24 protein-coding genes and 1 tRNA gene are annotated in these 24934 nt (G+C 70.9%); 9 read left to right on the top strand and 16 right to left on the bottom strand.

The window, feature by feature from the left end:
• The first annotated feature begins 6 nt into the window (after positions 1–6).
• On the top strand, positions 7–1140 hold the full coding sequence (locus ACH4K4_RS06175) for an acyl-CoA dehydrogenase family protein (protein WP_398165141.1): 1134 nt from the start codon (positions 7–9) through the stop codon (positions 1138–1140).
• 46 nt (positions 1141–1186) lie between these two features.
• Here the strand turns inward: ACH4K4_RS06175 and ACH4K4_RS06170 are convergent, their stop codons facing one another.
• From ACH4K4_RS06170 to ACH4K4_RS06155, 4 genes are all read right to left on the bottom strand, one after another.
• Positions 1187–1531, bottom strand: coding sequence for a rhodanese-like domain-containing protein (locus tag ACH4K4_RS06170; protein ID WP_398165140.1), 345 nt, complete (start codon positions 1529–1531; stop codon positions 1187–1189).
• 10 nt (positions 1532–1541) lie between these two features.
• Complete coding sequence (locus ACH4K4_RS06165; protein WP_398165139.1) at positions 1542–2558, bottom strand: hypothetical protein; 1017 nt, start codon at positions 2556–2558, stop codon at positions 1542–1544.
• A gap of 49 nt (positions 2559–2607) precedes the next feature.
• A complete protein-coding gene (locus ACH4K4_RS06160; protein ID WP_398165137.1) occupies positions 2608–4050 on the bottom strand; it encodes a DUF2252 domain-containing protein in 1443 nt (480 codons plus the stop codon).
• A 223-nt stretch (positions 4051–4273) separates the two neighbouring features.
• Positions 4274–5476, bottom strand: coding sequence for an ABC transporter permease (locus tag ACH4K4_RS06155; protein ID WP_398165136.1), 1203 nt, complete (start codon positions 5474–5476; stop codon positions 4274–4276).
• A gap of 116 nt (positions 5477–5592) precedes the next feature.
• On the opposite strand from ACH4K4_RS06155, the gene ACH4K4_RS06150 reads away from it, so the two are divergent.
• Positions 5593–6027, top strand: a complete 435-nt coding sequence (locus tag ACH4K4_RS06150; protein WP_398165135.1) for a MarR family winged helix-turn-helix transcriptional regulator — start codon at positions 5593–5595, stop codon at positions 6025–6027.
• Positions 6028–6072: 45 nt separating this feature from the next.
• On the opposite strand, the gene ACH4K4_RS06145 is transcribed toward ACH4K4_RS06150, so the two are convergent.
• Positions 6073–6435, bottom strand: coding sequence for a winged helix-turn-helix transcriptional regulator (locus tag ACH4K4_RS06145; RefSeq protein WP_398165134.1), 363 nt, complete (start codon positions 6433–6435; stop codon positions 6073–6075).
• Between the two features lie 118 nt (positions 6436–6553).
• On the opposite strand from ACH4K4_RS06145, the gene ACH4K4_RS06140 reads away from it, so the two are divergent.
• Positions 6554–7204, top strand: a complete 651-nt coding sequence (locus ACH4K4_RS06140; RefSeq protein ID WP_398165133.1) for an FMN-dependent NADH-azoreductase — start codon at positions 6554–6556, stop codon at positions 7202–7204.
• Between the two features lie 96 nt (positions 7205–7300).
• On the opposite strand, the gene ACH4K4_RS06135 is transcribed toward ACH4K4_RS06140, so the two are convergent.
• The 6 genes from ACH4K4_RS06135 to ACH4K4_RS06110 all read right to left on the bottom strand — a co-directional run bounded on the left by ACH4K4_RS06135 (position 7301) and on the right by ACH4K4_RS06110 (position 12289).
• Complete coding sequence (locus ACH4K4_RS06135; protein WP_398165131.1) at positions 7301–7978, bottom strand: response regulator; 678 nt, start codon at positions 7976–7978, stop codon at positions 7301–7303.
• Positions 7979–8063: 85 nt separating this feature from the next.
• Positions 8064–9878 carry a histidine kinase gene (locus tag ACH4K4_RS06130; RefSeq protein WP_398165130.1) on the bottom strand — a complete coding sequence of 605 codons (1815 nt, stop codon included), beginning with the start codon at positions 9876–9878 and terminating at the stop codon, positions 8064–8066.
• A gap of 71 nt (positions 9879–9949) precedes the next feature.
• Positions 9950–11164: an MFS transporter gene (locus tag ACH4K4_RS06125; protein ID WP_398165129.1), complete on the bottom strand. Its 1215-nt coding sequence runs from the start codon at positions 11162–11164 to the stop codon at positions 9950–9952.
• Between the two features lie 154 nt (positions 11165–11318).
• Positions 11319–11537 carry a GntR family transcriptional regulator gene (locus ACH4K4_RS06120; protein ID WP_398165128.1) on the bottom strand — a complete coding sequence of 73 codons (219 nt, stop codon included), beginning with the start codon at positions 11535–11537 and terminating at the stop codon, positions 11319–11321.
• On the bottom strand, positions 11534–12007 hold the full coding sequence (locus ACH4K4_RS06115) for a hypothetical protein (protein WP_398165127.1): 474 nt from the start codon (positions 12005–12007) through the stop codon (positions 11534–11536). The genes ACH4K4_RS06120 and ACH4K4_RS06115 overlap by 4 nt, the downstream gene beginning before the upstream one ends.
• A 198-nt stretch (positions 12008–12205) precedes the next feature.
• Positions 12206–12289: transfer RNA gene (locus ACH4K4_RS06110), tRNA-Leu, on the bottom strand.
• A gap of 669 nt (positions 12290–12958) precedes the next feature.
• Between ACH4K4_RS06110 and ACH4K4_RS06105 the strand changes: the two genes are divergently transcribed.
• From ACH4K4_RS06105 to pknB, 6 genes are all read left to right on the top strand, one after another.
• Complete coding sequence (locus ACH4K4_RS06105) at positions 12959–13792, top strand: FhaA domain-containing protein (RefSeq protein WP_398165126.1); 834 nt, start codon at positions 12959–12961, stop codon at positions 13790–13792.
• A 10-nt stretch (positions 13793–13802) separates the two neighbouring features.
• Positions 13803–14330: an FHA domain-containing protein gene (locus tag ACH4K4_RS06100; RefSeq protein ID WP_030017036.1), complete on the top strand. Its 528-nt coding sequence runs from the start codon at positions 13803–13805 to the stop codon at positions 14328–14330.
• 120 nt (positions 14331–14450) lie between these two features.
• Entirely contained in the window at positions 14451–15965 is a 1515-nt protein-coding gene (locus tag ACH4K4_RS06095) for a PP2C family protein-serine/threonine phosphatase (RefSeq protein ID WP_398165125.1), read from the top strand.
• A gap of 23 nt (positions 15966–15988) precedes the next feature.
• The gene (locus tag ACH4K4_RS06090) at positions 15989–17389 is read left to right on the top strand and encodes an FtsW/RodA/SpoVE family cell cycle protein (protein WP_398165124.1); all 1401 of its coding nucleotides are present in this window, start codon (positions 15989–15991) and stop codon (positions 17387–17389) included.
• Complete coding sequence (locus ACH4K4_RS06085; RefSeq protein ID WP_398165123.1) at positions 17386–18855, top strand: peptidoglycan D,D-transpeptidase FtsI family protein; 1470 nt, start codon at positions 17386–17388, stop codon at positions 18853–18855. The genes ACH4K4_RS06090 and ACH4K4_RS06085 overlap by 4 nt, the downstream gene beginning before the upstream one ends.
• Positions 18856–19001: 146 nt before the next feature.
• A complete protein-coding gene (pknB, locus tag ACH4K4_RS06080) occupies positions 19002–21017 on the top strand; it encodes a Stk1 family PASTA domain-containing Ser/Thr kinase (RefSeq protein WP_398165122.1) in 2016 nt (671 codons plus the stop codon).
• Positions 21018–21106: 89 nt separating this feature from the next.
• Here pknB and ACH4K4_RS06075 read toward each other — a convergent pair whose 3' ends face one another.
• From ACH4K4_RS06075 to ACH4K4_RS06055, 5 genes are all read right to left on the bottom strand, one after another.
• Positions 21107–21853: a class E sortase gene (locus tag ACH4K4_RS06075; protein ID WP_398165121.1), complete on the bottom strand. Its 747-nt coding sequence runs from the start codon at positions 21851–21853 to the stop codon at positions 21107–21109.
• Between the two features lie 23 nt (positions 21854–21876).
• A complete protein-coding gene (locus ACH4K4_RS06070; protein WP_398165120.1) occupies positions 21877–23241 on the bottom strand; it encodes a class E sortase in 1365 nt (454 codons plus the stop codon).
• Complete coding sequence (locus tag ACH4K4_RS06065; RefSeq protein WP_398165119.1) at positions 23238–23888, bottom strand: aminodeoxychorismate/anthranilate synthase component II; 651 nt, start codon at positions 23886–23888, stop codon at positions 23238–23240. Before ACH4K4_RS06065 ends, ACH4K4_RS06070 begins: the two co-directional genes overlap by 4 nt.
• Entirely contained in the window at positions 23885–24061 is a 177-nt protein-coding gene (locus ACH4K4_RS06060) for a hypothetical protein (RefSeq protein ID WP_398165118.1), read from the bottom strand. The genes ACH4K4_RS06065 and ACH4K4_RS06060 overlap by 4 nt, the downstream gene beginning before the upstream one ends.
• A gap of 93 nt (positions 24062–24154) precedes the next feature.
• On the bottom strand, positions 24155–24928 hold the full coding sequence (locus tag ACH4K4_RS06055; protein ID WP_398165117.1) for a class E sortase: 774 nt from the start codon (positions 24926–24928) through the stop codon (positions 24155–24157).
• Positions 24929–24934 lie beyond the last annotated feature (6 nt).

Below are 24934 nucleotides of genomic sequence, written 5' to 3'. Positions count from 1 at the left end.
AGGCCAGTGGACTTCACCTTCACCGAGGAGCAGCAGGCGGCCGTCGAGACGGCACAGGCCGTTTTCGCGGACGTGGCCCCGGACGGCGTGCCCAGCCCCGCGCTCACCGCCGGAGCCGTTGCCGACGACTTCGACCGGCCCCTGTGGCGCAAGCTGGCCGAAGCCGACCTGCTGAGTCTGCTGCTCGCCTCCGAGCACGGCGGTGCGGGCCTGGACGCGATCGCACTCTGCCTCGTACTACGCGAGTCGGCCAAAGTACTCGCCCGCGTACCGCTGCTGGAGAACAGCGCAGCGGCGCTCGCGGTGCAGACGTACGCCGATGCCGGGCTGCGCGCCGACGTACTGCCCAGGACAGGCCGCGGCGAACTGGTCCTGACCGTCGCCGCCAGTGGCCGCACCGGGCACGACCCGGCCGAACTCGCGGTGAACGCCCGGCAGGACGACTCCGGGTGGGTGCTCGATGGCGTACAGACCGCCGTGCCCTGGGCGCAGAGCGCCGACCGCGTTCTCGTCCCCGCCCACACCGGCGACGGAACCGCCGTACTCGCCCTCATACCCCGCGACCGGGACGGCGTCAGCCTCCACGACCAGGTCTCCACCAGCGGCGAACGCCTCGCGGAAGTCCGCCTGGCCTCCGTCCGGACGGCCCCCGAAGAGATGATCACCGACCCAGGCGCCTGGGATGGGCTGCGCAACCTCCTCACCACCGGCACCTGCGCGCTGGCTCTCGGCCTGGGCCAGGCCGTACTGGCCATGACCAGCGCGTACACCGCGAAGCGCGAACAGTTCGGCTTCCCCGTCGCCACTTTCCAGGCGGTGGCCGTCCAGGCCGCCGACCGCTATATCGACCTCCGCGCCATGGAAGCCACCCTGTGGCAGGCCGCCTGGCGCATCAGCAGCGGCGCGAACGGCGCGCTGCCGCCCGCGGGAGACGTGGCGGTGGCCAAGATCTGGGCTTCGGAAGGCGTACGCCGTGTCGTACAGACCGCCCAGCACCTGCACGGCGGCTTCGGCGCGGACACGGACTACCCACTGCACCGCTACCACGCCTGGGCGAAGCAACTCGAACTGTCCTTGGGCCCGGCCGCCGCTCACGAAGAAGCGCTGGGCGACCTGCTGGCGGCCCACGCCTTGGGCTGATCAGCCGACGCGCACCCTCAGGTGAACCGCGGCCGCACGGCCCGGGTCAGACGACGGTGCCCGCCCCGCCCTTGCCGTCCGTCACGGGCCGGCCCGCGGCTTCCCACGCCTGCATGCCGCCGTCGACGTTCACCGCGTCGATGCCCTGCTGGATCAGGTACTGGGCCACCTGCGCCGACCGGCCGCCGACCCGGCAGAGCACGTAGACCTTGCCGCCGTCGGGCACCCGCTCCGTGAACTCGCCGTACCGGGCGACGAACTCGCTCATCGGAATGTGCAGGGCGCCTTCGGCGTGCCCCGCCTCCCACTCGTCGTTCTCCCGTACGTCCAGGAGGAAGTCCTCGGACGTGAGAGCGTCGACACCGACCGTGGGCAGAGAACCAAAGTGCATGGACCCGACGCTACCCGACCAGCTGGGCAAGGTACGCCTCGCGTTCGGCAACGTCCGCGAGCAGCTTCTCGGCGATCTCGTCCAGCAGCCCGTCCGGGTCCTGGGGCGCCATTTTGATCATCGCTCCGATCGCGCTCTCCTCCAGCTCGGCGGCGGCTGCCGCCAGCAGTTCCTTGCGCGCGGCCAACCACTCCAGCCGGGCGTAGAGCTCCTCGCTCTCGCTCAGCCGCTGCTCCTGCGGCGCGGGCCCGGCCTCCCACTCGCGGGCCAGTTCGCGCAGCGCGGCCTCGTCCCCGGCCCCGTAAGCGGCGTTGACCCGCACGATGAAGGCGTCCCTGCGCTCGCGTTCGGCCTCGTCCCGCGCCAGGTCGGGGTGAGCCTTGCGCACCAGGTCGCGGTAGACCCGACGGGCCTCCTCGCTGGGGCGGACCTTCTGCGGCGGCCGGACCGACTGCTCGGTGAGCATCGCCTCGGCCTCCGGATACAGGCCCTCCGAGCCCATCCACCCGTGGAAGAGCTCCTCCACGTCCGGCATCGGCAGCACCGCCGCCCGCGCCTCCCTGGCCTTGCGTACGTCCTCGGGATCACCCGTACGAGCCGCCACCGCCTCGGCGATCCGGGCGTCCAGCTCGTCCAGCCGCGCGTACATGGGGCCGAGACGCTGGTGGTGCAGCCGCGAGAAGTTCTCCACCTCCACCCGGAAGGTCTCCACCGCGATCTCGAACTCGATCAGCGCCTGCTCGGCCGCCTCCACGGCCCGCGCCAGCCGCCGGTTCGCCGGCTCCTGCGGTTCCCGGGGCTCCTCGGAACGCCCGTGATCCTCGGCCCCTGGTCCCTGCGCCTGCGGGCCGGGGCCACCAGGCCCCGGACTCTGGGGCCTGCCGGGGGCCTCACCACCCCGAACATCCTGAGTTTGCTGCCCATAGCCCTGCCCGCCGTGGTCGGCGGGGCCCGTGTAGCCCGCCGGCCCGTGGTCGGCGTGTGCGTCCTGGCCGCCCTGCGCGTTCTCCGCCTGCGAGTTCGTCACCCGGCCACCCTACGGCCCGGCCCGGCCCCGCTCCGACCCCCGCCTCGGCTCAGCCCCCCGTCTCCGCGGCTGTCCGCCCGCTCTTGATCGCCGCGACCAGCTCCGCATGGTCGGCCTCCGTACGATCCGCGTAAGCCACCGCGAAATCGGCCAGCGCCTCGTCCAACGCCGCCCCCTTCCCGCAGTAGCCCGCGACCACACGCGGGTCGGCGCTGTGCGCATGAGCCCTGGCCAGCAGCGCACCCGTCATGCGCGCGTAGTCGTCAATCTGATCGTCGGCGAGGGCGGTGGGGTCGACGCTGCCTTTACGGTTCCGGAACTGACGCACCTGATAGGGCCTCCCCGCCCCCTTTCCGCCGTTCGAAGGGGTGCCCGCGGCCGGTGGGGCCTCCGGGTCGTGCACTGTTGTCCAGCCCAGCAAGCTGTCGCTGACGACCTGTATGCGGCGTTGTCCGAGGACGATCCGCCGGCCCTCGTGCGGCACCGCGGGGGCCGGGAAACCCGCCTTCGCCGCGTACGGGGCCAGTGCCGAGCTGCGCGCCTCCTTCACCTGGAGCACCAGCGGCTCACCGCGGTGATCCAGCAGCAGCACCACGTACGAGCGCAATCCGACGCTTCCCGTGCCCACCACGCGGAACGCCACGTCCTGCACCTCATACCTGGCCAGCAGCGGCAGCCGGTCCTCCGGCAGGGTGTCCAGGTAGTCGGTGAGCGAGGCAGCCACCGCGGCGGCTTCCGCGTCCGATATGCGCCGCAGTACGGGTGGAGCGTCCACGAACTTCCTGCCGCCCCCGGGTATCGCCTCCGTCGACTTCGCCGCGAACCGCGCGCTCGTGTTCCTGCGCGCCTTCTCCGCCACCCGCTCCAGCGTGCCGAGCAGGTCCCGGGCGTCCGTGTGGGAGACCAGGCGCTCGTCGGCTATCGCGTTCCAGGCGTCGGCGGCCGGCATGCCCGCCAGCAACCGCATCGTGCGCCGGTACGCGCCGGTCGCGTCCCGGGCCGCCTCCCGGCACTGATCCTCGCTCGCACCGGCCTCCCGGCCGGCCAGCACCAGTGAGGCCGCCAGCCGTTTCAGGTCCCACTCCCAGGGCCCGTACAGCGTCTCGTCGAAGTCGTTGAGGTCCATCACGAGCTTGGCGCGAGCGTCGCCGTAGAGACCGAAGTTGGCGGCGTGCGCGTCACCGCATAGCTGCGCTCCGATGCCGGTCACGGGGGTGGATGTCAGGTCGTACGCCATCAAGCCGGCGGACCCGCGAAAGAAGGCGAAGGGGTCTGCGGCCATGCGGCCGACCCGTATCCGGGTCAGCTCGGGAAGCCGGCCGGCGTTGGACTCCTCGACCATGGTCACCGCGTCGGGCCGCCCGGCATCGGGCGTGAACCGGCCGTGCCCAGAGCGCGGCGTCCGCTCCCGCAGTGCCTTGCCGACCGCCTTCGGCGCGGGCCCCCGCGCATCCGGCTTCGCGAATCCCGGTACGTACGGCAACCGCGACATCGCGCGCCACCTCCCCCTTCGTCCCCTGCACCGATCAGTGCCGGTGTTGGCGTCCGCACGCGCCGGGCCGATGCCGGCGCCCGGTCGGCCGCCGGCCTCCGCACGCTGTTCCCGCCGCGTGTGCACGACGGTACAGACAGGCCCCGCCTCGCGGCAGGGCCTGTGGATAACTCTGGGTAACTGAGCTTGGAGGGCTGGTGGCGCCGTTTCGAGCGGCCTCGCTTCAGACGCCGACCGCCTCTTCCATCTCCTCTTCGGCCGCTTCCCCGCTCGTGCCGTCCCCGGCCGCCGCATCGTGGGCCGGGCGGCGTTCCGGCACCGTCGCCGCCACCGCGGCTGCCGCGACGGCCGTCGCGTTCGCCGCGGCGCTCGCGGCCGCACGCCGCCGGCGCGCCTCGGCCAGCGCTGCCACGCCGACCACCGCGAAGCCCACGACCAGCCACAGCACCAGCGTCCAGACGTGCCCGGCCAGCCCGTTGCCGTCGAAGTAGACGTGGCTACGGGTGCCTTCCACGAAGCCCGCACCGTTCCAGAACGCGTGGAGAGACGCGAAGAAACCGTTCTGCATCTCGGGGCGGAAGACGCCGCCCGCCGAGGTGAAGTTGAGCATCACGAACAGCGCCATCACGCCCAGCGTGGTCCAGCGCTTGAGGAACGTGTGCAGCCCGGTGCCGATGAGCAGGATGCCCGCCGAGTACAGCCAGGCCATGCTCCACAGCCCCCACAGGCCGTGGTCGACGATGTGGAAGACCGGCCCGGCGAAGAGCGTGCCGAGAATGCCGACCACGAAGGAGGTGCCGACCGCCAGCATCGCCCGCATCCGTATCGGCAGTACGCCACCGGCGCCGCCGATCACCGCGACCGAGGCGTAGGAGCCGATGCTGACCGCGACCATCAGGAAGAAGATGCCCTGGCCCGTCGGGTCGTCCTCGGCCGGCGGGGCGACGTCGGTGACCTTCAGCGGCACGCCCTGCTGTGCCGCGATCGGCGTGAAGATCTTCTGCACCACGGTCGCGGTGGTGTCGGAACCGGCCGTCGCGACCACCAGCTCGGGTGCGGCCTTCGCCGTGCCGCCCGCGGTGGACTGCGCGCCGCCCCGGGAGGCGTGCGTGTCCATGACGTACGCGCCGAAGATCTCCTGGTGCTTGAGCTGGTCCACGGCCTCGGCCCGGCTGCCGACCGTGTGTACGTCCAGGGCGCCGTCCGACTTGTCGTTGATCGACTGGGCGAGCACCTGGGCGCCGGAGCCCGAGCCGACCACGGCGACGGGCAGGTGGTGCGGCGAGGGGTTGGCGAACGCGCCCAGGTAGGCCAGGCCCATACCGATGCACATCAGCAGCGGGGTGACCAGGTGGGTAAGGACATGCCGCAGGTCGGCGCGGTGATCGGGGCGGTGTTGGTGGTCGGGACGTCGGACCGAACTCATGGGTGGTGCCTTCTCAAGCTAGTCGCTCAGCGTCGGGGAGCCGTACAGAGTAGTTGGCTTATACAACTCACATTTCACGTTGTACTATACAACTACTTCAACGAAAGGCAACTCCCGTGCCCCGCAGAGACGAATCCGTCGAGACCATCCAGCAGGAGATGACCGCGTTCGCCCGCCGGGCACGCGCCACCGCCGCCCGTATGCACCCCGAGCTGTCGCTCGTCTCCTACACGCTGCTGGCACACCTCGACGACCAGCAGGGATGCCGGGCGACCGACCTCGCCGCGCACTACCTCCTGGACAAGTCCACGGTCAGCCGGCAGATCTCCGCACTGGAGAAGCTCGGCTTCGTGGAGCGCCGCGTCGACCCGGACGACCACCGCGTCCAGGTGCTGCACCCCACGGCCAAGGGCGCCCAGATGCTGGCCAACGTCACCGCCAGCCGCCGCCAGGCGTTCCACGAGCGGCTCGCCGACTGGGACGCAGCGGACCTGGAGCGCTTCGCCTCGTACCTGCTGCGCTACAACGCGGCCCAGGAACGGCTCGGCTGACAACAGCCCCGAGCGCCCCAACCGCACCTCGGGCGCCGGCGCTCCTTACTTGCGGAAGCGCTCCGGACAGCTCCCGCCGTCGGCGAGGTACGTCTCCGCCCACCGCCCCAGTGCCTTGAGCGCGGGCTCCAGCGCCCGCCCCGCCTCGGTCAGCCGGTACGAGACGCGCAGCGGCGGGCCTCCGTCCACCTCACGCACGACCAGGCCGGCCACGGACAGCTCCGTGAGCCGGTCCGAGAGCATGCGCTCGCTGATGCCGGGGATCGCCCGCCGCAGCCCGGCGAAGTACTCGGGCCCGGCGAGGAGTACGGACACGATCATGCCGGTCCAGCGTTTGCCGAACAGTCCGAAGACCCGGGCCATGCCGGTGTCCACCTGCCTGCATACCTCTTCGCCGCGCTCCGCCATGCGACCAGCGTACTGGTTTCTCGTTGGGTACTGCGAAAAAGTAAGCTACTGTGCTAAACATAGGAACATACGGAGTTCTCGCCAGGCCGTGCCCCGGCCGCGAACGAAGGACCGCATCATGGCCACTCTTCTGCACCTCGACTCCTCCCTGTCTGCCGGTGACGGATCCGCCTCCCGCGCGGTGACCACCACCTTCCGCAAGGCATGGGAGGAGCAGCACCCGGACGGCACCGTCATCTACCGCGACCTCGCCGCCTCCCCGCTGCCCCACCTGGACGCCCCGGGCTTCACCGCCGCCTTCGGCGACCCGGCCGACCTCTCCCCCGAGCAGCAGGCCGCCCTCGCGCGGCGCATCGAACTGGTCGAGGAGCTGGAGAACGCGGACGCCGTCGTCATCGGCGCCCCCATGTACAACTTCACGATCCCCTCCACGCTGAAGGCATGGCTGGACCACGTGATCATCATGGGCCGGGTCACCGGGGAGGAGTCCTCGCTCAAGGGCAAGCCGGTGACCATCGTCACCAGCCGCGGCGGCTCGTACGCCCCTGGCACGCCCCGCGAAGGCTTCGACTACGTCCAGAACTACCTGGAGGCCGTGCTCGGCACCATGTTCGGCATGGAGGTCGACTTCATCGTCCCGGAGCTGACGGCGGCCCCCACCAACCCGGCGATGGCGGAGCTGGTGCCGCTGTACGAAGCCTCCCGCGAGAAGGCCCTCCATGAGGCCGTCACCAAGGCCAAGGCCCTCGCCGAGCGCCTCGCCGCCTGACGGCCGCCCCGGGGCACCCGGCCTCGCGAGAGCTGGGGACGTACGGCCGGTCCGGCGTCCCCACAGCCCCCTCCCGCTACGGCCGGCCCCGGGGGCTCACGTCCCCAGGCCCGCGTCACGGGCCAGCAGCGCCGCCTGCACCCGGTTCTCGCACTCCAGCTTCGCCAGGATCCGGCTGACGTACGTCTTCACCGTCGCCTCGCTCATATGGATCCGCGCACCCGCGTCGGCGTTCGAGAGCCCCTCGCCGAGCAGCGACAGCACCTCCATCTCCCGTGCCGTCAGGACGGACAGCCGCTGTCTGGCCTCCTCGCCGCGGCGCGCCGCACCGCTCCCCCCGCCGGGGCCGCTGCCGTGCGCCGCCAAGGAATCCGCCACATGACGGGTCGCCACCGGCGACATGTAGGCGTGGCCGTCGGCCGCGGCACGCACCGCCCGGATCAGTTCGTCGGGAGCGGAGTCCTTCAGCAGGAAGCCCGCGCTTCCCTCGCCCATCGCACGCAGGACGTTCTCCCGCTCCCCGAACGTCGTCAGGATCAGGGCCCGTACGGACGGTGCCACCCGGCGCAGCTCCGCCAGCGCCGTCAGCCCGTCCATGACCGGCATCTGGATGTCCAGGAGCACCACGTCGGCGCCGCGGCCACGCGCCGCCTCGACGGCCTCCTTGCCGTTCCCCGCCTCGGCCACCACCGAGATGTCCGCGGCGGAGGTGAGGATCATCCGGATGCCGGCCCTGATGAGCGGTTCGTCGTCGGCGACGATCACCCTGATCACTCGGACTCCCGCACAGGCTCGGTCGGTTGTTCCCACGGACTGCGCCATCATCCCCCCGTTCACGCGCCGGTCCGTCCGGCCGCCCTCAGACCTTCCCCACGAAGGTCCGCTTCTCCACCAGCTTCCCGCCCTTGAAACAGAACCGGAACGCCCGCTCCTCCCCCCAGTCCTGGGACGTTTCCGTGGACGAGAACGTCTCACAGCGCGCGCCCTTCGGCTTGGCGGGCCCCTGGTCGTTCAGGCCGCTGCTCATGAACGACCCCGGAGGCAGCCGCTCGCGCACCTCGGCCTCCGCGCTGCCGACCTCCACCTCCTCGTAGGTGCCAGGCGCCACCGAGCCGTCCTGGACCGCCTTGAACAGCTCCACCATTCCCCAAGTGGTCACGACGCCCATGACCACGACCACGCCCGCCGCCAGACCGCACCCCACGGCGAACCCGTTCCGCCGGGTCTCCCCGCGGAAGGCACCCGCGTCCGGCGGCGCGTACACCTGCGACCAGTCGACGACCGGCTGGCCGTCCTTGCCGAGCCGCACCGCGGAACGCCCGCGGTGGGGGTCCACGGCCCCGCCGGGCGCGTACGGCGCGACCGGGCCCACCGCGGGCAGCGGCGGCTCCGGCGTCTCGGCCTGCGCGGCGGCCAGCGTCACCGGCCCGTACGGCAGCACCCCGGCGAGCCGGAATCCGCCGTCCGGCAACGGACCGCTGTGCACCATGCCGCCGACCAGCCGGGCCCGCTCCCGCAGCCCCGTCAGCCCCTGGCCGCCGCTGACCTCGGGCCCGTCGGCCGAGTCCGGTGGCACCGGCCCGTTGACGACCTCGACCAGCAGCGAGTCGGGTTCGTAGTGCAGCGACACCGTCACCGGAGCCCCCGACGCATGCTTGTGGGCGTTGGTCAGCCCCTCCTGCACGATGCGGTACGCGGCCCGGTCGACGGCCGGCGCGAGCGCGAGCGGCTCCCCGGAGCGGACTACGGATATTCGCGCCCCCGCGCTGCGCGAGGCCTCGGCCAGCCCGTCCACCTGGGCCACCCCGCGCTGCCCCGCGTCCGGCGCCGCACCGGAACCGATCACCGGATGCCCGCCGGCCGCGTCCTCGGTCTCGTCGCGCAGCAGGCCGACCACCTCGCGCAGTTCGCGCATCGCCGCCACCGAAGCGCCCCGCAGCACGCCGACCGCCTCCCGCTGCCGCCCGTTCAGCTCGGAGTCCACCTCCAGTGCGCCCGTGTGCACGGCGATCAGCGTCAGCTGGTGGCCCAGACTGTCGTGCATGTCCTGCGCGATGCGCTGCCGTTCCCGCAGCCGCGTCTGACGGGCGATCATCGCGTTCTCCCGCAGCAGCTGCGTACGCTGCGTGTGGAGCGTGTCCACCAAGGTGCGGTGCTGCGACCAGTAGCGGCTCGCTATGCCCGGCATGGCCACTATCGCCAGGAACGACACCGCCAACAGCATCAGCTTCTCCGGCGACACCAGCGGGAAGTCCTGGACCGTGGGCACCGCCATGCTCAGGACCAGCGCCACCGCGAACACCACCAGCGCCCGCGCACTGCCCGCGATCCGCCGGCCGGCCGACCAGCCCGCCACGATCAGCAGCGCCGATATGCCCACGAACAGCCAGCTCAGCGCGGCCGAGCCGATCAGGACCGTGCCGGGCAGGGCGCGGCGCAGCGGCGAGATCACCATCACCGCCACCGTCACGGCCCACGTGTGCGCCTCGCTGCTGCCGAAGAGCTTTTCCGAACCGAGCGCGACCAGCCCCAGCAGCAGGGCCAGCAGCACCTCGCCGACGACTCGGTACGGCGGCCACTGCTCCGGCCGGGACAGCCGCCGCCACAGCCGCCCGCCCGCGGCCCGGGCCGCCGCCCCCCGGGCCACCACCTGCGCTTTCCCCGTGATGTTCACGTACTGAGCGTAGGAAAACCCGCCCCGCCCGCGCAGTCGCCGTTCGTCGCTCCCCGTCGCGACGAAAGTCGCTAATCCCGTCCCCGGCCCGTCGCCCCCGGCCCGCGCCCCGCGCCCACGGCCACCGAAGCGCCCACGGCCAGCGCGCCCCCGAGCCACAGCACCCCCACGAGCCCCCAACCGTCCACGGCCCGCCCCCCGCCGAACGCGCCCAGCGCGATCGCCGCGTTGAACACCCCCACGAACAGCGCCGACGCCGCCTCCCTGGCCTCGGGCGCCACCACCATCAGCCACGTCTGCGTACTGACCGACACCCCTCCGTAGGCCAGCCCCCACACCACCAGCAGCGCCACCGCCCCCGGCACCCCCGCTCCCACCACGGGCACCAGCAACACCGCCCCCGCCAGCGCCCCGCTGAGCACCAGCAACGTCCCACGCGGCGACCGCCCCGCCCCCGCGCCGCCCAAGAAGTTGCCCGCCACCCCGGCGACTCCGTAAACCAACAGCAGCGTGCTGATCAGCTCGGGCCCGGCCCCGGACACCTCCTCCAGGACAGGCCGGACGTACGTGTACGCGGCGAAATGCCCCGCCACCAGCAACGCCACCACAACCAGCCCCGTACGCACCCGCGCGTCACGGAACAGCCGCAGCACCCCGCCCAGCCGTACCGCCCTCTCGGCAGGCAGCGGCGGCAGCAGTACCGCCAGCGCCACCGCGACCAGTGCCGACAGCACGCCCACCACGCCGAACGCCGCACGCCAGCCGCCGATTTCCCCGGTCAGCGTGCCCGCCGGCACCCCGAGCACCGACGCCACGGCCACGCCACTGAAGATCAGCGACGTCGCCGCGCCCACCGACCGCCGCACCACCAGCCGCACCGCGAGCCCCGCCGCGAGCGCCCACACCCCGCCCATCCCCAGCCCCACCAGCGCCCGCGCCGCCAGCAACACTCCGAAGACCGGCGCGTACGCGGCCAGCAGGTTGGCCACCGCCAGCATCGCCATCAGCGCGCACAGCACGATCCGCCGGTCCGTCCGGCCCACCGCCAGCGTCAGCGCCGGGGCCGCGAGCGCCGCGACCACCCCGGTCACCGTGAGTGTCAGGCCCGCCGTGCCGTCCGTGACCCCGAGCGCGCTCCCGATGGGCGTCAGCAGCCCCACCGGCAGCATTTCCGACGTCACCACCGTGAACGTGGCCGCGGCCAGCGCCACCACCGCGGGCCAGCCCCGGCCCGCTCCGCGCCCCGACTCGCCGCCCCGGCCCGTCGCTTGCCCGACAGTCGTCATGCATCCCAGCCAACGCGCGGCCGCCCTCGGGAACAACGGCGAACCCGTCATCATTCAATGCGCGAGGGTCATCGCTTCGCGAGGCCCCGGCCGTACGGCGAACCGGCCGTACGAGACACACCACCGAACCCGCACGGCCCACCCTCATGGCCGGTCATCCGCGGGTCTCGATCAGCGCTGCCTCCTCCAGCTCCCGGTAGGCCCGGCCGACGGTGTTGGCGGCCAGGCCGAGGTCCGCGGCCAGGCGGCGGATGGTCGGCAGCCGGGTGCCCACGGACAGCGTGCGGTCCTGGATCTGCCGGGCGAGCTGGGCGCGGAGCTGCTCGAATGGCGGGACGGGGGAGGCCGGGTCGATGACGATCAACGTCCTCACCGGGCGCTCGTGACGTGCTGTGCCACCGTGGAGCTCCGTTCGGTCCGCAGGGTGGTCAAGGCGAGCGTAATTGGCGCCCAGTGCGACGAAGGCCAGCCATGCGGCGTTCCACCAGCCAAGCGAGGTGCCGAACACCGAGGCGCCCGGCAGGCACCGCACCACGGTGGGTGTGGCGACGTCGCGGGCGTCTTCGACCCGCATGAGACGTCGGCGGTCAGCGAGACCTCGTCGTCGGCCACGACCGGGTGCACCAGGACATGGCGCGGCTGGACGACCATGCCGACCGCGACCCCGCACAGCCCGATGAGCAGGATGACCACCGCGTACCGCGCGGTGGAGTCCCGCACGGTCAGGGCACGGACGGCCAGCGCTGCCGCGCCCGCGAACGTGGCCACCGCGAACGCGGCGCGCGGCCCGCCGAGCACGGTGCGCCAGCCGAGCCGGACCGGGTGGGCAGCCCGTCGCGGCAACGTCGCCGCGGCCTCGCTTCCGTACCGGTCACGGGCCGGCCGTCACCGATGTGACGTAGCACTCACCGTTCTCTTCCCGGAACGGGCCGCGCGACGGCGTCCGACCGGCCCGCCCTCGCGGGAAGGGCTACGAAAGTCTCCCGACCGGAACGACAAAAGACCCCCGGTCCGGATATCCGGACCGGGGGGTCTTCTCTGTGCGCGAGGGGGGAGTTGAACCCCCACGCCCTTTCGGGCACTGGAACCTGAATCCAGCGCGTCTGCCTATTCCGCCACCCGCGCATTGGGTGTGTCGTTCGATTCTCTCACGTGATCCGGGCTGTTCCGTCCGGGCCTTGTGCGAGCGCCTTCCGACATCCAGAACATTAGCACGCTGGCAGGGGTGCAATCACATCCGTTCTCCGGAGCCCGCTCACGACTCCGTACAGGGGACCCGCACGAACCTCGCCGGCAGTCCGGTCAGCCGCACCCGGCGGTCCGGCCGCGCCCCTCTTCGACGCCGCACGGCCGGCCGCCGCACCCCCTTATCGCCGCCGCCACGAAGCCTGTGGACACACATCCGGCCACGTACCGGACCGGGCCGTCGCGACTGCGCCCCGGGCGGTCGGCGAACACGGCGGTTGCGGGACACTGTGAGCGGGGCACATCTACGATCGCAGTGCCATCGCAACGCCGGCGCGGTCGCATCGCGAAGCCATCGCGGTGACACGGCCCGGTGAACGCGACCGGTGACACGGCAGGACCACCACGGTGACGCCGCAGATCAACGCGGTGGCACCGGAGTGACGCAGCAGCAAGCAGGAGTGAGCAACCTTGTGAGGGGCGACACTCGTCCTCAAGGCGGGAAAGGGGAACCAGCCGTTTTCCCGGCGCGTGGATACGATCAGTAAGCAGTATCAGGACGACCCTGTCGAAGACCGACCTGACGAAGACTGAGGAAGGAGGTGCCCCGTGGGAGTACTGAAGCGCTTCGAGCAGCGTCTCGAAGGTCTCGTCAACGGCACCTTCGCCAAGGTGTTCAAGTCCGAGGTGCAGCCAGTTGAGATCGCCGGCGCTCTCCAGCGCGAGTGCGACAACAACGCCACCATCTGGAACCGCGACCGCACGGTCGTCCCCAACGACTTCATCGTCGAACTGAGCACCCCCGACTACGAGCGGCTCAGCCCGTACAGCGGGCAGCTCGGAGACGAGCTCTCCGGCATGGTCCGCGACTACGCCAAGCAGCAGCGCTACACCTTCATGGGCCCGATCAAGGTGCACCTGGAGAAGGCCGACGACCTCGACACCGGCCTGTACCGCGTCCGCAGCCGCACCCTCGCGTCCAGCACGTCCCAGGAGCACCCGGGTGCCGCCGCGGCGGCCCAGCGGCCCACCGCACCCAGGAGCAGCCCGTCCGGCCCCGGCGGTCATGTGGGCCCGCCCCCCATGCCCACCTCGCCGCCCGGAGCCGCCCAGCCGGCCCCCCGGTCGGCCCCGCCCGGCGCCGGGCCGCAGCCGTTCGCGCAGACCAGGCGCTGGATCGAGATCAACGGCAACCGCCACCAGATCTCGCGGTCCACGCTCGTCCTGGGCCGCAGCACCGACGCCGACGTACGGATCGACGACCCGGGAGTCTCCCGGCGGCACTGCGAAATCCGCGTCGGCACACCCCCGACCATCCAGGATCTGGGTTCTACCAACGGCATCGTGGTGGACGGGCAGCACACCACCCGCGCTACGCTCCGCGACGGCTCGCGGATCGTCGTGGGCAGTACCACCATCGTTTACCGGCAAGCCGAAGGGTGAAGCGGGGGCAATGTCAGAGCTGACCCTCACGGTCATGCGGTTGGGTTTCCTCGCCGTACTGTGGCTGTTCGTCATCGTGGCCGTCCAGGTCATCCGCAGCGATCTGTTCGGCACGCGTGTCACGCAGCGCGGCGCCGCCCGCCGCGGTGGCCAGGAGGCGCGTTCGCAGCAGCGCCAGCAGGCCGCACCACCGCAGCAGCGCCGCCAGGAGGGCGGCCGCGGCAACAACCGTCAGCGCCGCGGTGCCCCCACAAAGCTGGTGGTCTCCGAGGGCACGTTGACGGGTACGACCGTCGCCCTCCAGGGCCAGACCATCTCCCTGGGACGCGCGCACGACTCCACGATCGTGCTGGACGACGACTACGCCTCCAGCAGGCATGCCAGGATCTACCCGGACCGTGACGGCCAGTGGATCGTCGAGGACCTCGGGTCCACCAACGGCACGTATCTCGACCGGACCCGACTGACGACCCCGACACCGATTCCGCTGGGAGCCCCGATCCGCATCGGCAAGACCGTCATCGAGCTGCGGAAGTAGTACGACAATGAGCGAGCGGAGCGAGCGAGCCGCGGCGGTCCACTCGACGGACCCGAGCGTGCTCCCGACCGGAGGGTGGGCACCGTGCGGATGTACCCCGAGCCGACGGGCGAGGTGCGTATGAGTCTGTCACTGCGCTTCGCCGCCGGATCGCACAAGGGCATGATCCGGGAGGGCAACGAGGACTCCGGCTACGCCGGCCCGCGCCTGCTCGCCATCGCCGACGGCATGGGCGGCCAGGCCGCCGGCGAGGTCGCCTCCTCCGAAGTGATCTCCACCCTCGTCCAGCTCGACGACGACGTCCCCGGCTCCGACATCCTCACCTCCCTCGGTACGGCCGTACAGCGCGCCAACGACCAGCTGCGCGTCATGGTCGAGGAGGACCCGCAGCTGGAGGGCATGGGCACCACCCTGACCGCCCTGCTGTGGACCGGCCAGCGGCTCGGCCTCGTACACGTCGGCGACTCCCGCGCCTACCTGCTGCGCGACGGCGTCCTGACGCAGATCACGCAGGACCACACCTGGGTGCAGCGGCTCGTCGACGAGGGCCGGATCACCGAGGAGGAAGCCACCACCCACCCGCAGCGCTCCCTGCTGATGCGCGCGCTGGGCAGCGGCGACCACGTCGAACCCGACCTGTCGATCCGCGAGGTACGGGCCGGCGACCGCTACCTGATCTGCTCGGACGGCCTTTCCGGCGTGGTCAGCCACCAGACCCTCGAAGACACCCTCGCCAGCTACCAGGGCCCGCACGAGACCGTGCAGGAACTGATCCAGCTGGCGCTGCGCGGCGGCGGCCCCGACAACATCACCTGCATCGTCGCCGACGTCCTGGACGTCGACGCCGGTGACACCCTCGCGGGCCACCTGAACGACACCCCGGTCGTCGTCGGAGCGGTCGCCGAGAACCAGAACCAGCTCAGCGACCCCAGCACGATGCAGACCCCGGCCGCCCGCGCCGCCGAGCTGGGCCGCCACCGGGACGCTTCGCAGGCGGCGCCGGGCGGCGGCGCCTTCGGCCCGCCGGGCAGCGGCGACAACGACATCACGGGCCCCACGCAGGGCTCGTTCGGCGCGTTCATGGACGAGGACTACCTCAAGCCGGAGCGCCGCCGCGGCAAGTGGATCAAGCGGTCGCTGATCACCGTACTGGCGCTGGCCGTCGTCGGCGGCGGCCTGTACGCGGGCTACCGCTGGACGCAGACGCAGTACTTCGTCGGCGCCAAGGACGACCACGTCGCGCTGTACCAGGGCATCAGCCAGGACCTCGCCTGGATCAAGCTCAACAACGTCGACGAGGACCACCCCGAGATCGAACTCAAGTACCTCCCCGCCTACCAGCGCAACCAGGTCAAGGAGACCATCGCCGTCGACAGCCGCAACCAGGCCATCGACAAGGTCACCGAACTGGGCAAGCAGGCCAACGCCTGCCGGACGAAGGACGAGCGCGAGGCGGCGGAGCGCGAGGCGGCGGCCCGTAAGAAGGCCGAGGAAGAAGCCCGCAAGAACAAGAAGGCCGGCAAGCCCGGCACCCAGGCGGGCACGCCGCAGGCGACCCCGACACCCACACCCAGCCAGACGCCCCCCTCCGAGGAGCAGCAGAAGCTGGAAAAAAATTGCAGCACCCAGCAGTGAGGGCGTAGGGGGCCGTAGATCTGATGAGCAGCAGTACCACCACCACGACCACCGTGGGCACCATCGGTGCCCCGAGCCGCCGCAACACCGAGCTGGCCATGCTCGTCTTCGCGGTGCTCATTCCGGTGTTCGCGTACATCAACGTGGGCCTGGCCAAGGAGGGCTCGGTCCCGGCCGGCATCCTGGGCTACGCCCTCGGCCTGGGCCTGCTGGCCGGCGTCACCCACCTCGTCGTCCGCAAGTGGGCCCCGTACGCCGACCCGCTGATGCTGCCCATCGCGACCCTGCTGAACGGGCTCGGGCTGGTCTTCATCTGGCGCCTGGACCAGGAACCGCAGATCACCACCAAGCAGCTCGGCGGCGCCCTGGCCCCCGGGCAGATGATGTGGTCGACGCTCGGCGTCGCGCTGTTCCTCGGCGTGCTGATCTTCCTCAAGGACCACCGCGTCCTGCAGCGCTACACCTACATCTCGATGGTCGTCGCGCTGATCCTGCTGATCTCCCCGATCTTCTTCCCGGCCAAGTTCGGCGCCCGCATCTGGATCACCATCCCCGGTGTCGGATCGCTGCAGCCCGGTGAGTTCGCCAAGATCGTCATCGCGATCTTCTTCGCGGGCTACCTCATGGTCAAACGGGACGCGCTGGCGCTGGCCAGCCGCCGCTTCATGGGCCTGTACCTGCCGCGCGGCCGCGACCTCGGGCCGATCCTGGTCATCTGGGCGCTGAGCCTGATGATCCTGGTCTTCGAGACCGACCTCGGTACGTCCCTGCTCTTCTTCGGCCTGTTCGTGGTCATGCTGTACGTGGCCACCGAACGGACCAGCTGGATCGTCTTCGGCCTGCTGCTCAGCGGCGCCGGCGCGGTCGCGGTGGCCACCTTCGAGTCGCACGTGCAGACCCGTGTGCACAACTGGCTCAACCCCCTGGAGCTGCTGAACGGCGGCGTCACCGAAACCGCCCAGGCCATGTACTCCTTCGGCTCCGGCGGCATCCTCGGCTCGGGACTCGGCCAGGGCTACTCCCGCCTGATCGGCGGCATCGCCCCCAAGAGCGACTACATCCTCGCCACCGTCGGCGAGGAAGCCGGCCTCGCCGGCCTGATGGCGATCCTGCTGCTGTACGGCCTGCTCATCGAGCGCGGCATCCGTACGGCGCTGGCCGCCCGCGACCCGTTCGGCAAGCTGCTCGCCATCGGCCTGTCCGGAGCCTTCGCCCTCCAGGTCTTCGTCGTCGCCGGCGGCGTCACGGGCCTGATCCCGCTGACCGGTATGACGATGCCCTTCCTCGCCCAGGGCGGCTCGTCCGTCATCGCGAACTGGGCCCTGGTCGCGCTGCTGCTGCGCATCAGCGACACCGCGCGCCGGCCGGCCCCGGCCCCCGCCCCCTCCACCGACGCCGAGATGACCCAGGTGGTCCGCCCGTGAACAAGCCTCTGCGCCGCGTTGCGATCTTCTGCGGGCTGCTGGTTCTCTCCCTACTCATCCGCGTCAACTGGGTGCAGTTCGTCCAGGCCGACGAGCTGAAGAACGACACGAACAACCGGCGCGTGGCCATCGAGCGCTACAGCCAGCCGCGCGGCAACATCATCGTCGACGGCAAGGCCGTCACCGGCTCGACCACCAACGACAGCGGCGACTTCAAGTACAAGCGGACGTACAAGAACGGCCCGATGTGGGCGCCGGTCACCGGCTACGCGTCCCAGGCGTTCGGCTCCAACCAGCTGGAGAAGCTCAACGACAGCATCCTGTCCGGCACCGACGACAAGCTCTTCTTCAGCCGTACGGTCGACATGTTCACCGGCGAGAAGCAAAAGGGCGGCAACGTCGTCACCACCCTGAACGCCAAGGCGCAGCAGGCCGCGTACGAGGGGCTGGGCAAGAACAAGGGCGCGGTCGCCGCGATCAACCCGGAGACCGGCGCGATCCTGGCACTGGCCAGCACCCCGTCGTACGACCCCTCCACCTTCGCCGGCATGTCCGACAAGGACGCCAAGGCGTACAACGGCCTGCTGAAGCAGAACAACCCCGACGACCCGATGCTCAACCGGGCGCTGCGCCAGACCTACCCGCCGGGCTCGACGTTCAAGGTCGTCACCGCCGCCGCCGCGCTGGAGAACGGTCTCTACACCGACGTCAACGCCAAGACCGAGTCGCCGCTGCCGTACTACCTGCCGGACACCGCGCACCAGCCGCTGAAGAACGAGGGGAACATCCCCTGCGAGAACGCCAGTCTCAAGGAAGCGCTGCGCTGGTCCTGCAACACCGTCTTCGGCAAGATCAGCGCCGATCTCGGCAACAAGAAGATGAAGGCCGAGGCGGAGAAGTTCGGCTTCAACAACGCCGAGGTCGACACCCCGGTGCGGGCCGCCGAGAGCGTCTACCCGACCGACAACCGGCCGCAGAACGCGATGGCCGGCATCGGCCAGGCCTCCAACCGCGCCACCCCGCTGCAGATGGCCATGGTCACGGCGGCCATCGCCAACGGCGGCAAGCTGATGAAGCCGTACATGGTCGACAAGCTCGTGGCCCCCAACCTCAACGTCGTGCAGCAGCACACGCCGGAGGCGATGAGCCAGCCGGTCAAGCCGGAGAACGCCCAGAAGCTCCAGGAGATCATGGAGGGTGTCGTCAAGAACGGCACCGGCACCAACGCCCAGATCGACGGCGTCACCGTCGGCGGCAAGACCGGCACCGCCCAGCACGGCGAGGACAACAAGGACAACCCGTACGCCTGGTTCATCTCCTACGCCAAGACCTCCAAGGGCACGCCGGTGGCCGTCGCCGTCGTGATCGAGAGTTCGGACACGCTCCGCGACGACATCGCAGGCGGCAAGCTCTCCGCCCCCATCGCCAAGAAGGTCATGGAGGCGGTACTCGACGGCAAGAAGTGACCCCGGTCACGCCAATACCGGTCGGATATCAGGTGCCGGTCGCGACCGGGCCCCGCATGGCGTGCCGGGTACGGTATGCCCGAACAGCACACCGCCGGACCACACACGGGTGCGGTCGGGACTGACGGAGAGGGCTGGAGAAGCTTATGGAAGAGCCGCGTCGCCTCGGCGGCCGGTACGAGCTGGGCTCGGTGCTCGGCCGCGGTGGCATGGCCGAGGTCTACCTCGCCCATGACACCCGCCTGGGCCGCACCGTCGCTGTGAAGACGCTGCGGGTCGACCTCGCCCGCGACCCGTCCTTCCAGGCCCGGTTCCGCCGTGAGGCCCAGTCGGCCGCCTCGCTGAACCACCCGTCGATCGTCGCCGTGTACGACACCGGCGAGGACTACGTCGACGGCGTCTCCATCCCGTACATCGTCATGGAGTACGTCGACGGCTCCACCCTGCGCGAACTGCTGCACTCCGGCCGCAAGCTGCTGCCCGAGCGGTCGCTGGAGATGACGATCGGCGTGCTCCAGGCGCTGGAGTACTCGCACCGGGCCGGCATCGTCCACCGCGACATCAAGCCGGCCAACGTCATGCTGACCCGCACCGGCCAGGTCAAGGTCATGGACTTCGGCATCGCCCGTGCGATGGGTGACGCCGGCATGACGATGACGCAGACCGCCGCGGTCATCGGCACGGCGCAGTACCTCTCGCCCGAGCAGGCCAAGGGCGAGCAGGTCGACGCCCGCTCCGACCTGTACTCCACCGGCTGCCTGCTCTACGAACTGCTGACCGTGCGGCCGCCGTTCGTCGGCGACTCGCCCGTCGCCGTCGCCTACCAGCACGTACGCGAAGAGCCGCAGCCGCCGAGCAACTTCGACCCCGAGATCACGCCCGAGATGGACGCCATCGTCCTCAAGGCGCTGGTCAAGGACCCCGACTACCGCTACCAGTCGGCGGACGAGATGCGCGCCGACATCGAGGCAGCCCTCGACGGCCAGCCCGTCGCGGCGACCGCGGCCCTCGGCGCGGTCGGCTACGACCAGGACCAGCCGACGGCGATGCTGCGCCCGCAGGACCCGGCGGGCCAGACGTCGATGCTGCCGCCGATGAACCCGGACGACGGCGGCTACGGCTACGACGAGCGGCCCGACCGGCGCCGGGGCGGTGCCGGCGGCCAGAAGAAGAAGCACACCTCGACGATCATGCTGGTCGTCGCGGGCATCCTCGTACTGGCCGGTGCGATCTTCATCGGCAAGGCGATGTTCAACGGCCAGAACACCAGCAGCGACGTCAAGGTGCCGGAGCTGACGGGGAAGACCTTCGAGCAGGCCAAGGCGGCCGGCGTCAACGGCGGCTTCAAGGTCGCCAAGGGCGGCAGCACGGCCTGCGAGAACGTCGAGAAGGGCCAGATCACCAAGCAGTCCCCGGCCGCCGGCAAGGACATCGGCAAGGACGAGACGGTGACGGTGACGATGTGCACCGGGCCGGAGAAGGTCACCATCCCCGACGTCCGCGGCCTGACGTTCGACCAGGCGAAGGACGAGCTGAAGAGCAAGGGCTTCGAGGACGTCCAGAAGACCGAGCGGGTCTCCGAGCGCCCGGAGGGCACGGTCGTCGACCAGGACCCCAAGGGCCAGAGCGAGGGCACCAAGAAGTCCAAGATCACGCTGGTGGTCGCCAAGAAGTCGCCCACGGCCACGGTGCCGCCGGTGACCGGCCAGGACTTCGCCGCGGCGCAGAAGCAGCTGACCGACCTCGGCTTCCAGGTCGCCAAGACCGAGCAGGAGACCTCCGACCCCAACCAGGTCGGCAAGGTCATCCAGCAGTCCCCCGAGGGCAACTCGCAGGCCAGGAAGGGCTCGACGATCACGCTGACCGTCGGCAAGGCCGGCGAGCAGAAGCCGGTGCCCAGCGTCGTCGGCCAGGCCGTCAAGGACGCCAAGAAGGCCCTGCAGGACGCCGGCTTCACGAACATCCAGTTCGCGAACGGCAGCTCGCAGGACGACCAAGCGCGCGTGGTCACCCAGGACCCGCAGCCGAACACCCCGTCCGACCCCAAGTCCACGACGGTGACGCTCACCACGGTGGGCGCTCCCACCGGTGACGACAGCGGTGACGACGGCAACAGCTGGGGCGGCCCGAGCAGCTGGTGGGGCTGGCACAAGAAGCACTGACCGGCAGCCGCCGTACGGGAAAGCCCCGGCCCCCTTCTGGGGGGCCGGGGCTTTCGCCTTGGGCAGTGGAGGGGAGGCCGGTGCCGTCCTCAGCGCAGTTCTTTCGGAGGGGTGCGCTTGGCGTCGACCTTCTCGGTGCGCTCCAGCTCGCCCCAGACGACGTAGCGGTAGGTCGAGGTGTAGACGGGCGTGCAGGTCGTCAGGGTGATGTAGCGGCCCGCCTGGCGCTTGCCGGACTCCTTGGGGATGTCGTCCAGCACGTCCACGTTGTACTTCGAGGTCTCCTCCAGCGACGCGTAGACCTTGTAGACGTACCAGGTGTCCTTGGACTCGAAGACGATCGCGTCGCCGTTCTTGAGCTTGTCGATGTTGTGGAACTTCGCGCCGTGGCCGTCGCGGTGCGCGGCGAGCGTGAAGTTGCCTTCCTTGTCCTGCGGCAGGGCCGACTCGACCGGCTCGGTGTAGTAGCCGGCGACACCCTCGTTCAGGACGTCCGAGCCGATGCCCTTCTTGACGAGCACCTCGCCGTTCTTCATCGCCGGGACGTGCAGGAAGCCGATGCCGTCCTTGGTGTCCAGCGCGCCGGGGCCCTTCGGGGGCTGCGCCCAGTTGCGGCGCACCGTGTCCCCCTGCTTGTGCGCTTCGCGGTCGGCGAGGACGTTCGTCCACCACAGCGAGTAGACGACGAACAGGGCCAGGATCAGGCCCACCGTGATCAGCAGCTCGCCGATGACGCTGACGACGGCGGCGACGCGCCCGCGCAGGCGGCGTGGCGGTACGGTCGTCGCCTCGGCCGCCGCCGGGCCGGTGTCCTCGTCGTGTCCGGTGGCAGTCACCGCGGTACCCCTTTTACGTTCGCTCAGCTGACGAGCGCATCCGGCTTGCCCTTGCTCCGCGGCCGCTCCTCGACCATCTTGCCCCAGACGATCATCCGGTAGGTACTGGTGAATTCCGGCGTGCAGGTCGTGAGCGTGAGGTAGCGGCCGGGGCCCTTGAAGCCGGAGCCGGCCGGGACCGGGCCGATCACCGCGATGTTCCGCGGCGAGGTCTGCGGGAGGATGCTCTCCATCGTGTACGTGTAGTACGTGCTGCCCGTCTCGACGACGATCTTGTCGCCCTTGCTGAGCTTGTTGATGTACCGGAACGGCTCGCCGTGGGTGTTGCGGTGCCCGGCCACCGCGAAGTTGCCCTGCTTGTCCCAGGGCATCGCGGTCTTCACGCTGTTCTTGTCGTAGTGGCCGACCATGCCGCGGTCCAGCACCGCGGGCTTGCTGATGCCCTCGGCGATCGGGACCTTCACGTCCAGCTTGGGGATATACATGATCGCGAAGCCCTGTCCCGGCGAGAAGGCGTCGGGCTTGCGGTCCGCGCCACCCTCGTCCCACTCGTGCTCCAGGTTGCTGGCGGTCCCGCCCGCCTGCTGGTGTGCCAGGACGTTCGTCCACCACAGCTGGTAGGTGACGAAGAGCAGCATCAGGACGCCGAGGGTGATGAACACCTCGCCCACGGCACGGCTCGCGATGACGCTGGGGCTCTCCTTGCGGGCCCGCTCGGCCCGGCGGGCCTCCAGCCGCGACATGGGCACCGAAGGCGCCTCAGCGGCCGCTGAGGACGCCGTGGCGGCGTCCGTGCGGTTGCCGCGTCCCTTGCGCCTGTTGCCGCGCTTGGCGGCCTCCTGGGCGGCCTTGCGGCGTGCGGCGCGGCCGCCGGTTGCCGGAGGTGTCGCTGCCGCTGCCGTCGCTGTCGCCACCGGTGCTTCGGTTGCGTCGGTTTCACGTGAAACAGCGTCCGCTCCGGTACGTCCGGTGCCGGTCTCCTCGGCCTGCCGGAGCGCCATGGTCTCGTCGTCGGCCGTCGGTTCCGGGGCCGGGCCCGGGAGCGGAGCGATCTCCGGGGCGGGATCCGGTATCGGGGCGGGATCCGGTGCCGGGGCCGGGTCCGGCGCCGGTATCGGGTCGGCGGCAGCCGGGCGGCTCGGGGCCTGGTGAGGACGGAACCAGGGCGACCCACCGCCGGCAGCCGCGGGCCGCCGCGGCGCCGGTCGGGCGGCCTGGTCAGCCTCGGGCCGCGATTCCCGTACGGGCGGGCGGCCTGGGAGGGGGTCCGTCAGAGGGTCGTCCAGCTGCCCGACGGCCGCCTCGAACGCCTCGCGGTCGTACGAACCGTCGGCGTCACGCTGCGGCTCGTAGGACCTCCCTTCGCGTTCGGGGCGGAGGGACGTCACGCGCCGACCTTGCCGACCACCGGGGCAAGCCCCGCCGAACGCTCCACCGCACCGGAATCGCCGCACTCCACCAGCCAGTTGGCGAGCATCCGGTGGCCCCACTCCGTCAGGACCGACTCGGGGTGGAACTGCACCCCTTCCACGGGCAGTTCGCGGTGCCGCAGGCCCATCGCCACGCCGGTCTCGGCGTCGTCGCCCGTCCAGGCGGTGACCACCATCTCGTCGGGGACGGTGCCGGGCTGCACGGCCAGGGAGTGGTAGCGGGTGGCGGTGAAGGGGGTGGGCAGCCCCTTGAAGACGCCCGCGCCCTCGTGGGAGACCAGGGAGGTCTTGCCGTGCAGCAGCTCGGGGGCCCGGCCCACGACGCCGCCGTACGCGACCGCCATCGACTGGAGCCCGAGGCAGACGCCGAAGACCGGCACGCCCGTGCCGGCGCAGTGCCGGACCATGTCGACGCAGACGCCGGCCTGCTCGGGAGCGCCGGGCCCCGGGGAGAGCAGCACGCCGTCGAAGTTGTCCTGCGCGTGGCGCGGCTCGACCTCGTCGTTGCGCAGGACCTCGCACTCGGCACCCAGTTGGTAGAGGTACTGGACGAGGTTGAAGACGAAGCTGTCGTAGTTGTCGACGACGAGAATCCGTGTGGTCATCGGACGGCGCCCATCCCCTGGTCGACGGTGACGTCGTTGAAGGGGAGCAGCGGCTCCGCCCACGGGAAGACGTACTGGAAGAGCACGTAGACGATCGCCAGCGCGAGCACGAGCGAAAGCAGCGCCTTCACCCATGTGTTGCCCGGCAGATGCCGCCAGATCCAGCCGTACATGCTGTCGCTGTCCCTACTTGCCGATGACGATGACCGTGTCGATCGATGTCGATCGCCCCACCAGACTAAAGGGCAAGGCCGGGGGCCGGGGGGTCAGCCGGTCAAAGCCGACGGCCTTCCGCGCTCCACGGGTTGGGTGGAATCCAGGTGGGCCCAGACGATCAGCCGGTGGCTGTGGCCCCACTCTGGCTCGCAGGTCGTAAGAGTGAGGTAACGACCCGGCCCGTTGTATCCGGATTTGCGCGGTACGGGGTCGATGACTCCGACGTCGGTGGGCAGCGTTTTGTAGGGCCGCTTGTCGATCCGGTACGTGAACCACGTCGTGCCGTCCGTGAGTACCACCGCGTCGCCCGGCCGCAGGTCGGGGAAGTCCTTGAACGGGTCGCCGTAGGTACGCCGGTGCCCGGCGACCGCGAAGTTGCCCGTCTCGCCGAGGCGCGCGGTCCGGTCGTAGTGCCCCAGGCCCTTCTTCAGTACGTCCACCGCGGTGCCCTCCAGCACGGGCTTGCTCCAGCCGGCGCCGAAGCGGGGGATGTACATCACGGCGAAGGACGTGCCGTTCTCGTACGGGAGCTGTCGCGCGGCCCGGCCCGGCTGCCCTTCCGGACTTTCCGGCGTGCCGGTCGCGACCGGCCCCGCGGACCACCGGTCCTGGAGTCTGCCGATCTCACCGTCCATCGCGCTGTCGGCCCGCACGCCCGTCCAGAACAGGACGTAGACCACGAACAGGACGATCAGCGTGCCGGCGGTGACGCACACCTCGCTGAACGCCCGGACGACCAGCCGCGCCGTCGTGGCGGACGGCGCCCGCCCGCCGGAGCGCCCCCGGCCGCCGGGCCGCCGCCGCGCACCGGACCGTACCGTCATCCCGGA

The sequence above is a fragment of the Streptomyces sp. NPDC017529 genome, assembly GCF_044329785.1.
Classification (GTDB): domain Bacteria; phylum Actinomycetota; class Actinomycetes; order Streptomycetales; family Streptomycetaceae; genus Streptomyces.
This window is presented reverse-complemented; position numbering and strand designations above follow the sequence as displayed.

What these genes read in the sequence shown, in the direction of transcription:
- ACH4K4_RS06170 (WP_398165140.1), bottom strand. Translation starts at nt 1,531, where the DNA reads ATGCACTTTGGTTCTCTGCCCACGGTCGGTGTCGACGCTCTCACGTCC.
- ACH4K4_RS06160 (WP_398165137.1), bottom strand. Translation starts at nt 4,050, where the DNA reads ATGTCGCGGTTGCCGTACGTACCGGGATTCGCGAAGCCGGATGCGCGG.
- ACH4K4_RS06155 (WP_398165136.1), bottom strand. Translation starts at nt 5,476, where the DNA reads ATGAGTTCGGTCCGACGTCCCGACCACCAACACCGCCCCGATCACCGC.
- ACH4K4_RS06145 (WP_398165134.1), bottom strand. Translation starts at nt 6,435, where the DNA reads ATGGCGGAGCGCGGCGAAGAGGTATGCAGGCAGGTGGACACCGGCATG.
- ACH4K4_RS06140 (WP_398165133.1), top strand. Translation starts at nt 6,554, where the DNA reads ATGGCCACTCTTCTGCACCTCGACTCCTCCCTGTCTGCCGGTGACGGA.
- ACH4K4_RS06125 (WP_398165129.1), bottom strand. Translation starts at nt 11,164, where the DNA reads ATGACGACTGTCGGGCAAGCGACGGGCCGGGGCGGCGAGTCGGGGCGC.
- ACH4K4_RS06100 (WP_030017036.1), top strand. Translation starts at nt 13,803, where the DNA reads ATGTCAGAGCTGACCCTCACGGTCATGCGGTTGGGTTTCCTCGCCGTA.
- ACH4K4_RS06095 (WP_398165125.1), top strand. Translation starts at nt 14,451, where the DNA reads ATGAGTCTGTCACTGCGCTTCGCCGCCGGATCGCACAAGGGCATGATC.
- ACH4K4_RS06090 (WP_398165124.1), top strand. Translation starts at nt 15,989, where the DNA reads ATGAGCAGCAGTACCACCACCACGACCACCGTGGGCACCATCGGTGCC.
- pknB (WP_398165122.1), top strand. Translation starts at nt 19,002, where the DNA reads ATGGAAGAGCCGCGTCGCCTCGGCGGCCGGTACGAGCTGGGCTCGGTG.
- ACH4K4_RS06065 (WP_398165119.1), bottom strand. Translation starts at nt 23,888, where the DNA reads ATGACCACACGGATTCTCGTCGTCGACAACTACGACAGCTTCGTCTTC.
- ACH4K4_RS06060 (WP_398165118.1), bottom strand. Translation starts at nt 24,061, where the DNA reads ATGTACGGCTGGATCTGGCGGCATCTGCCGGGCAACACATGGGTGAAG.
- ACH4K4_RS06055 (WP_398165117.1), bottom strand. Translation starts at nt 24,928, where the DNA reads ATGACGGTACGGTCCGGTGCGCGGCGGCGGCCCGGCGGCCGGGGGCGC.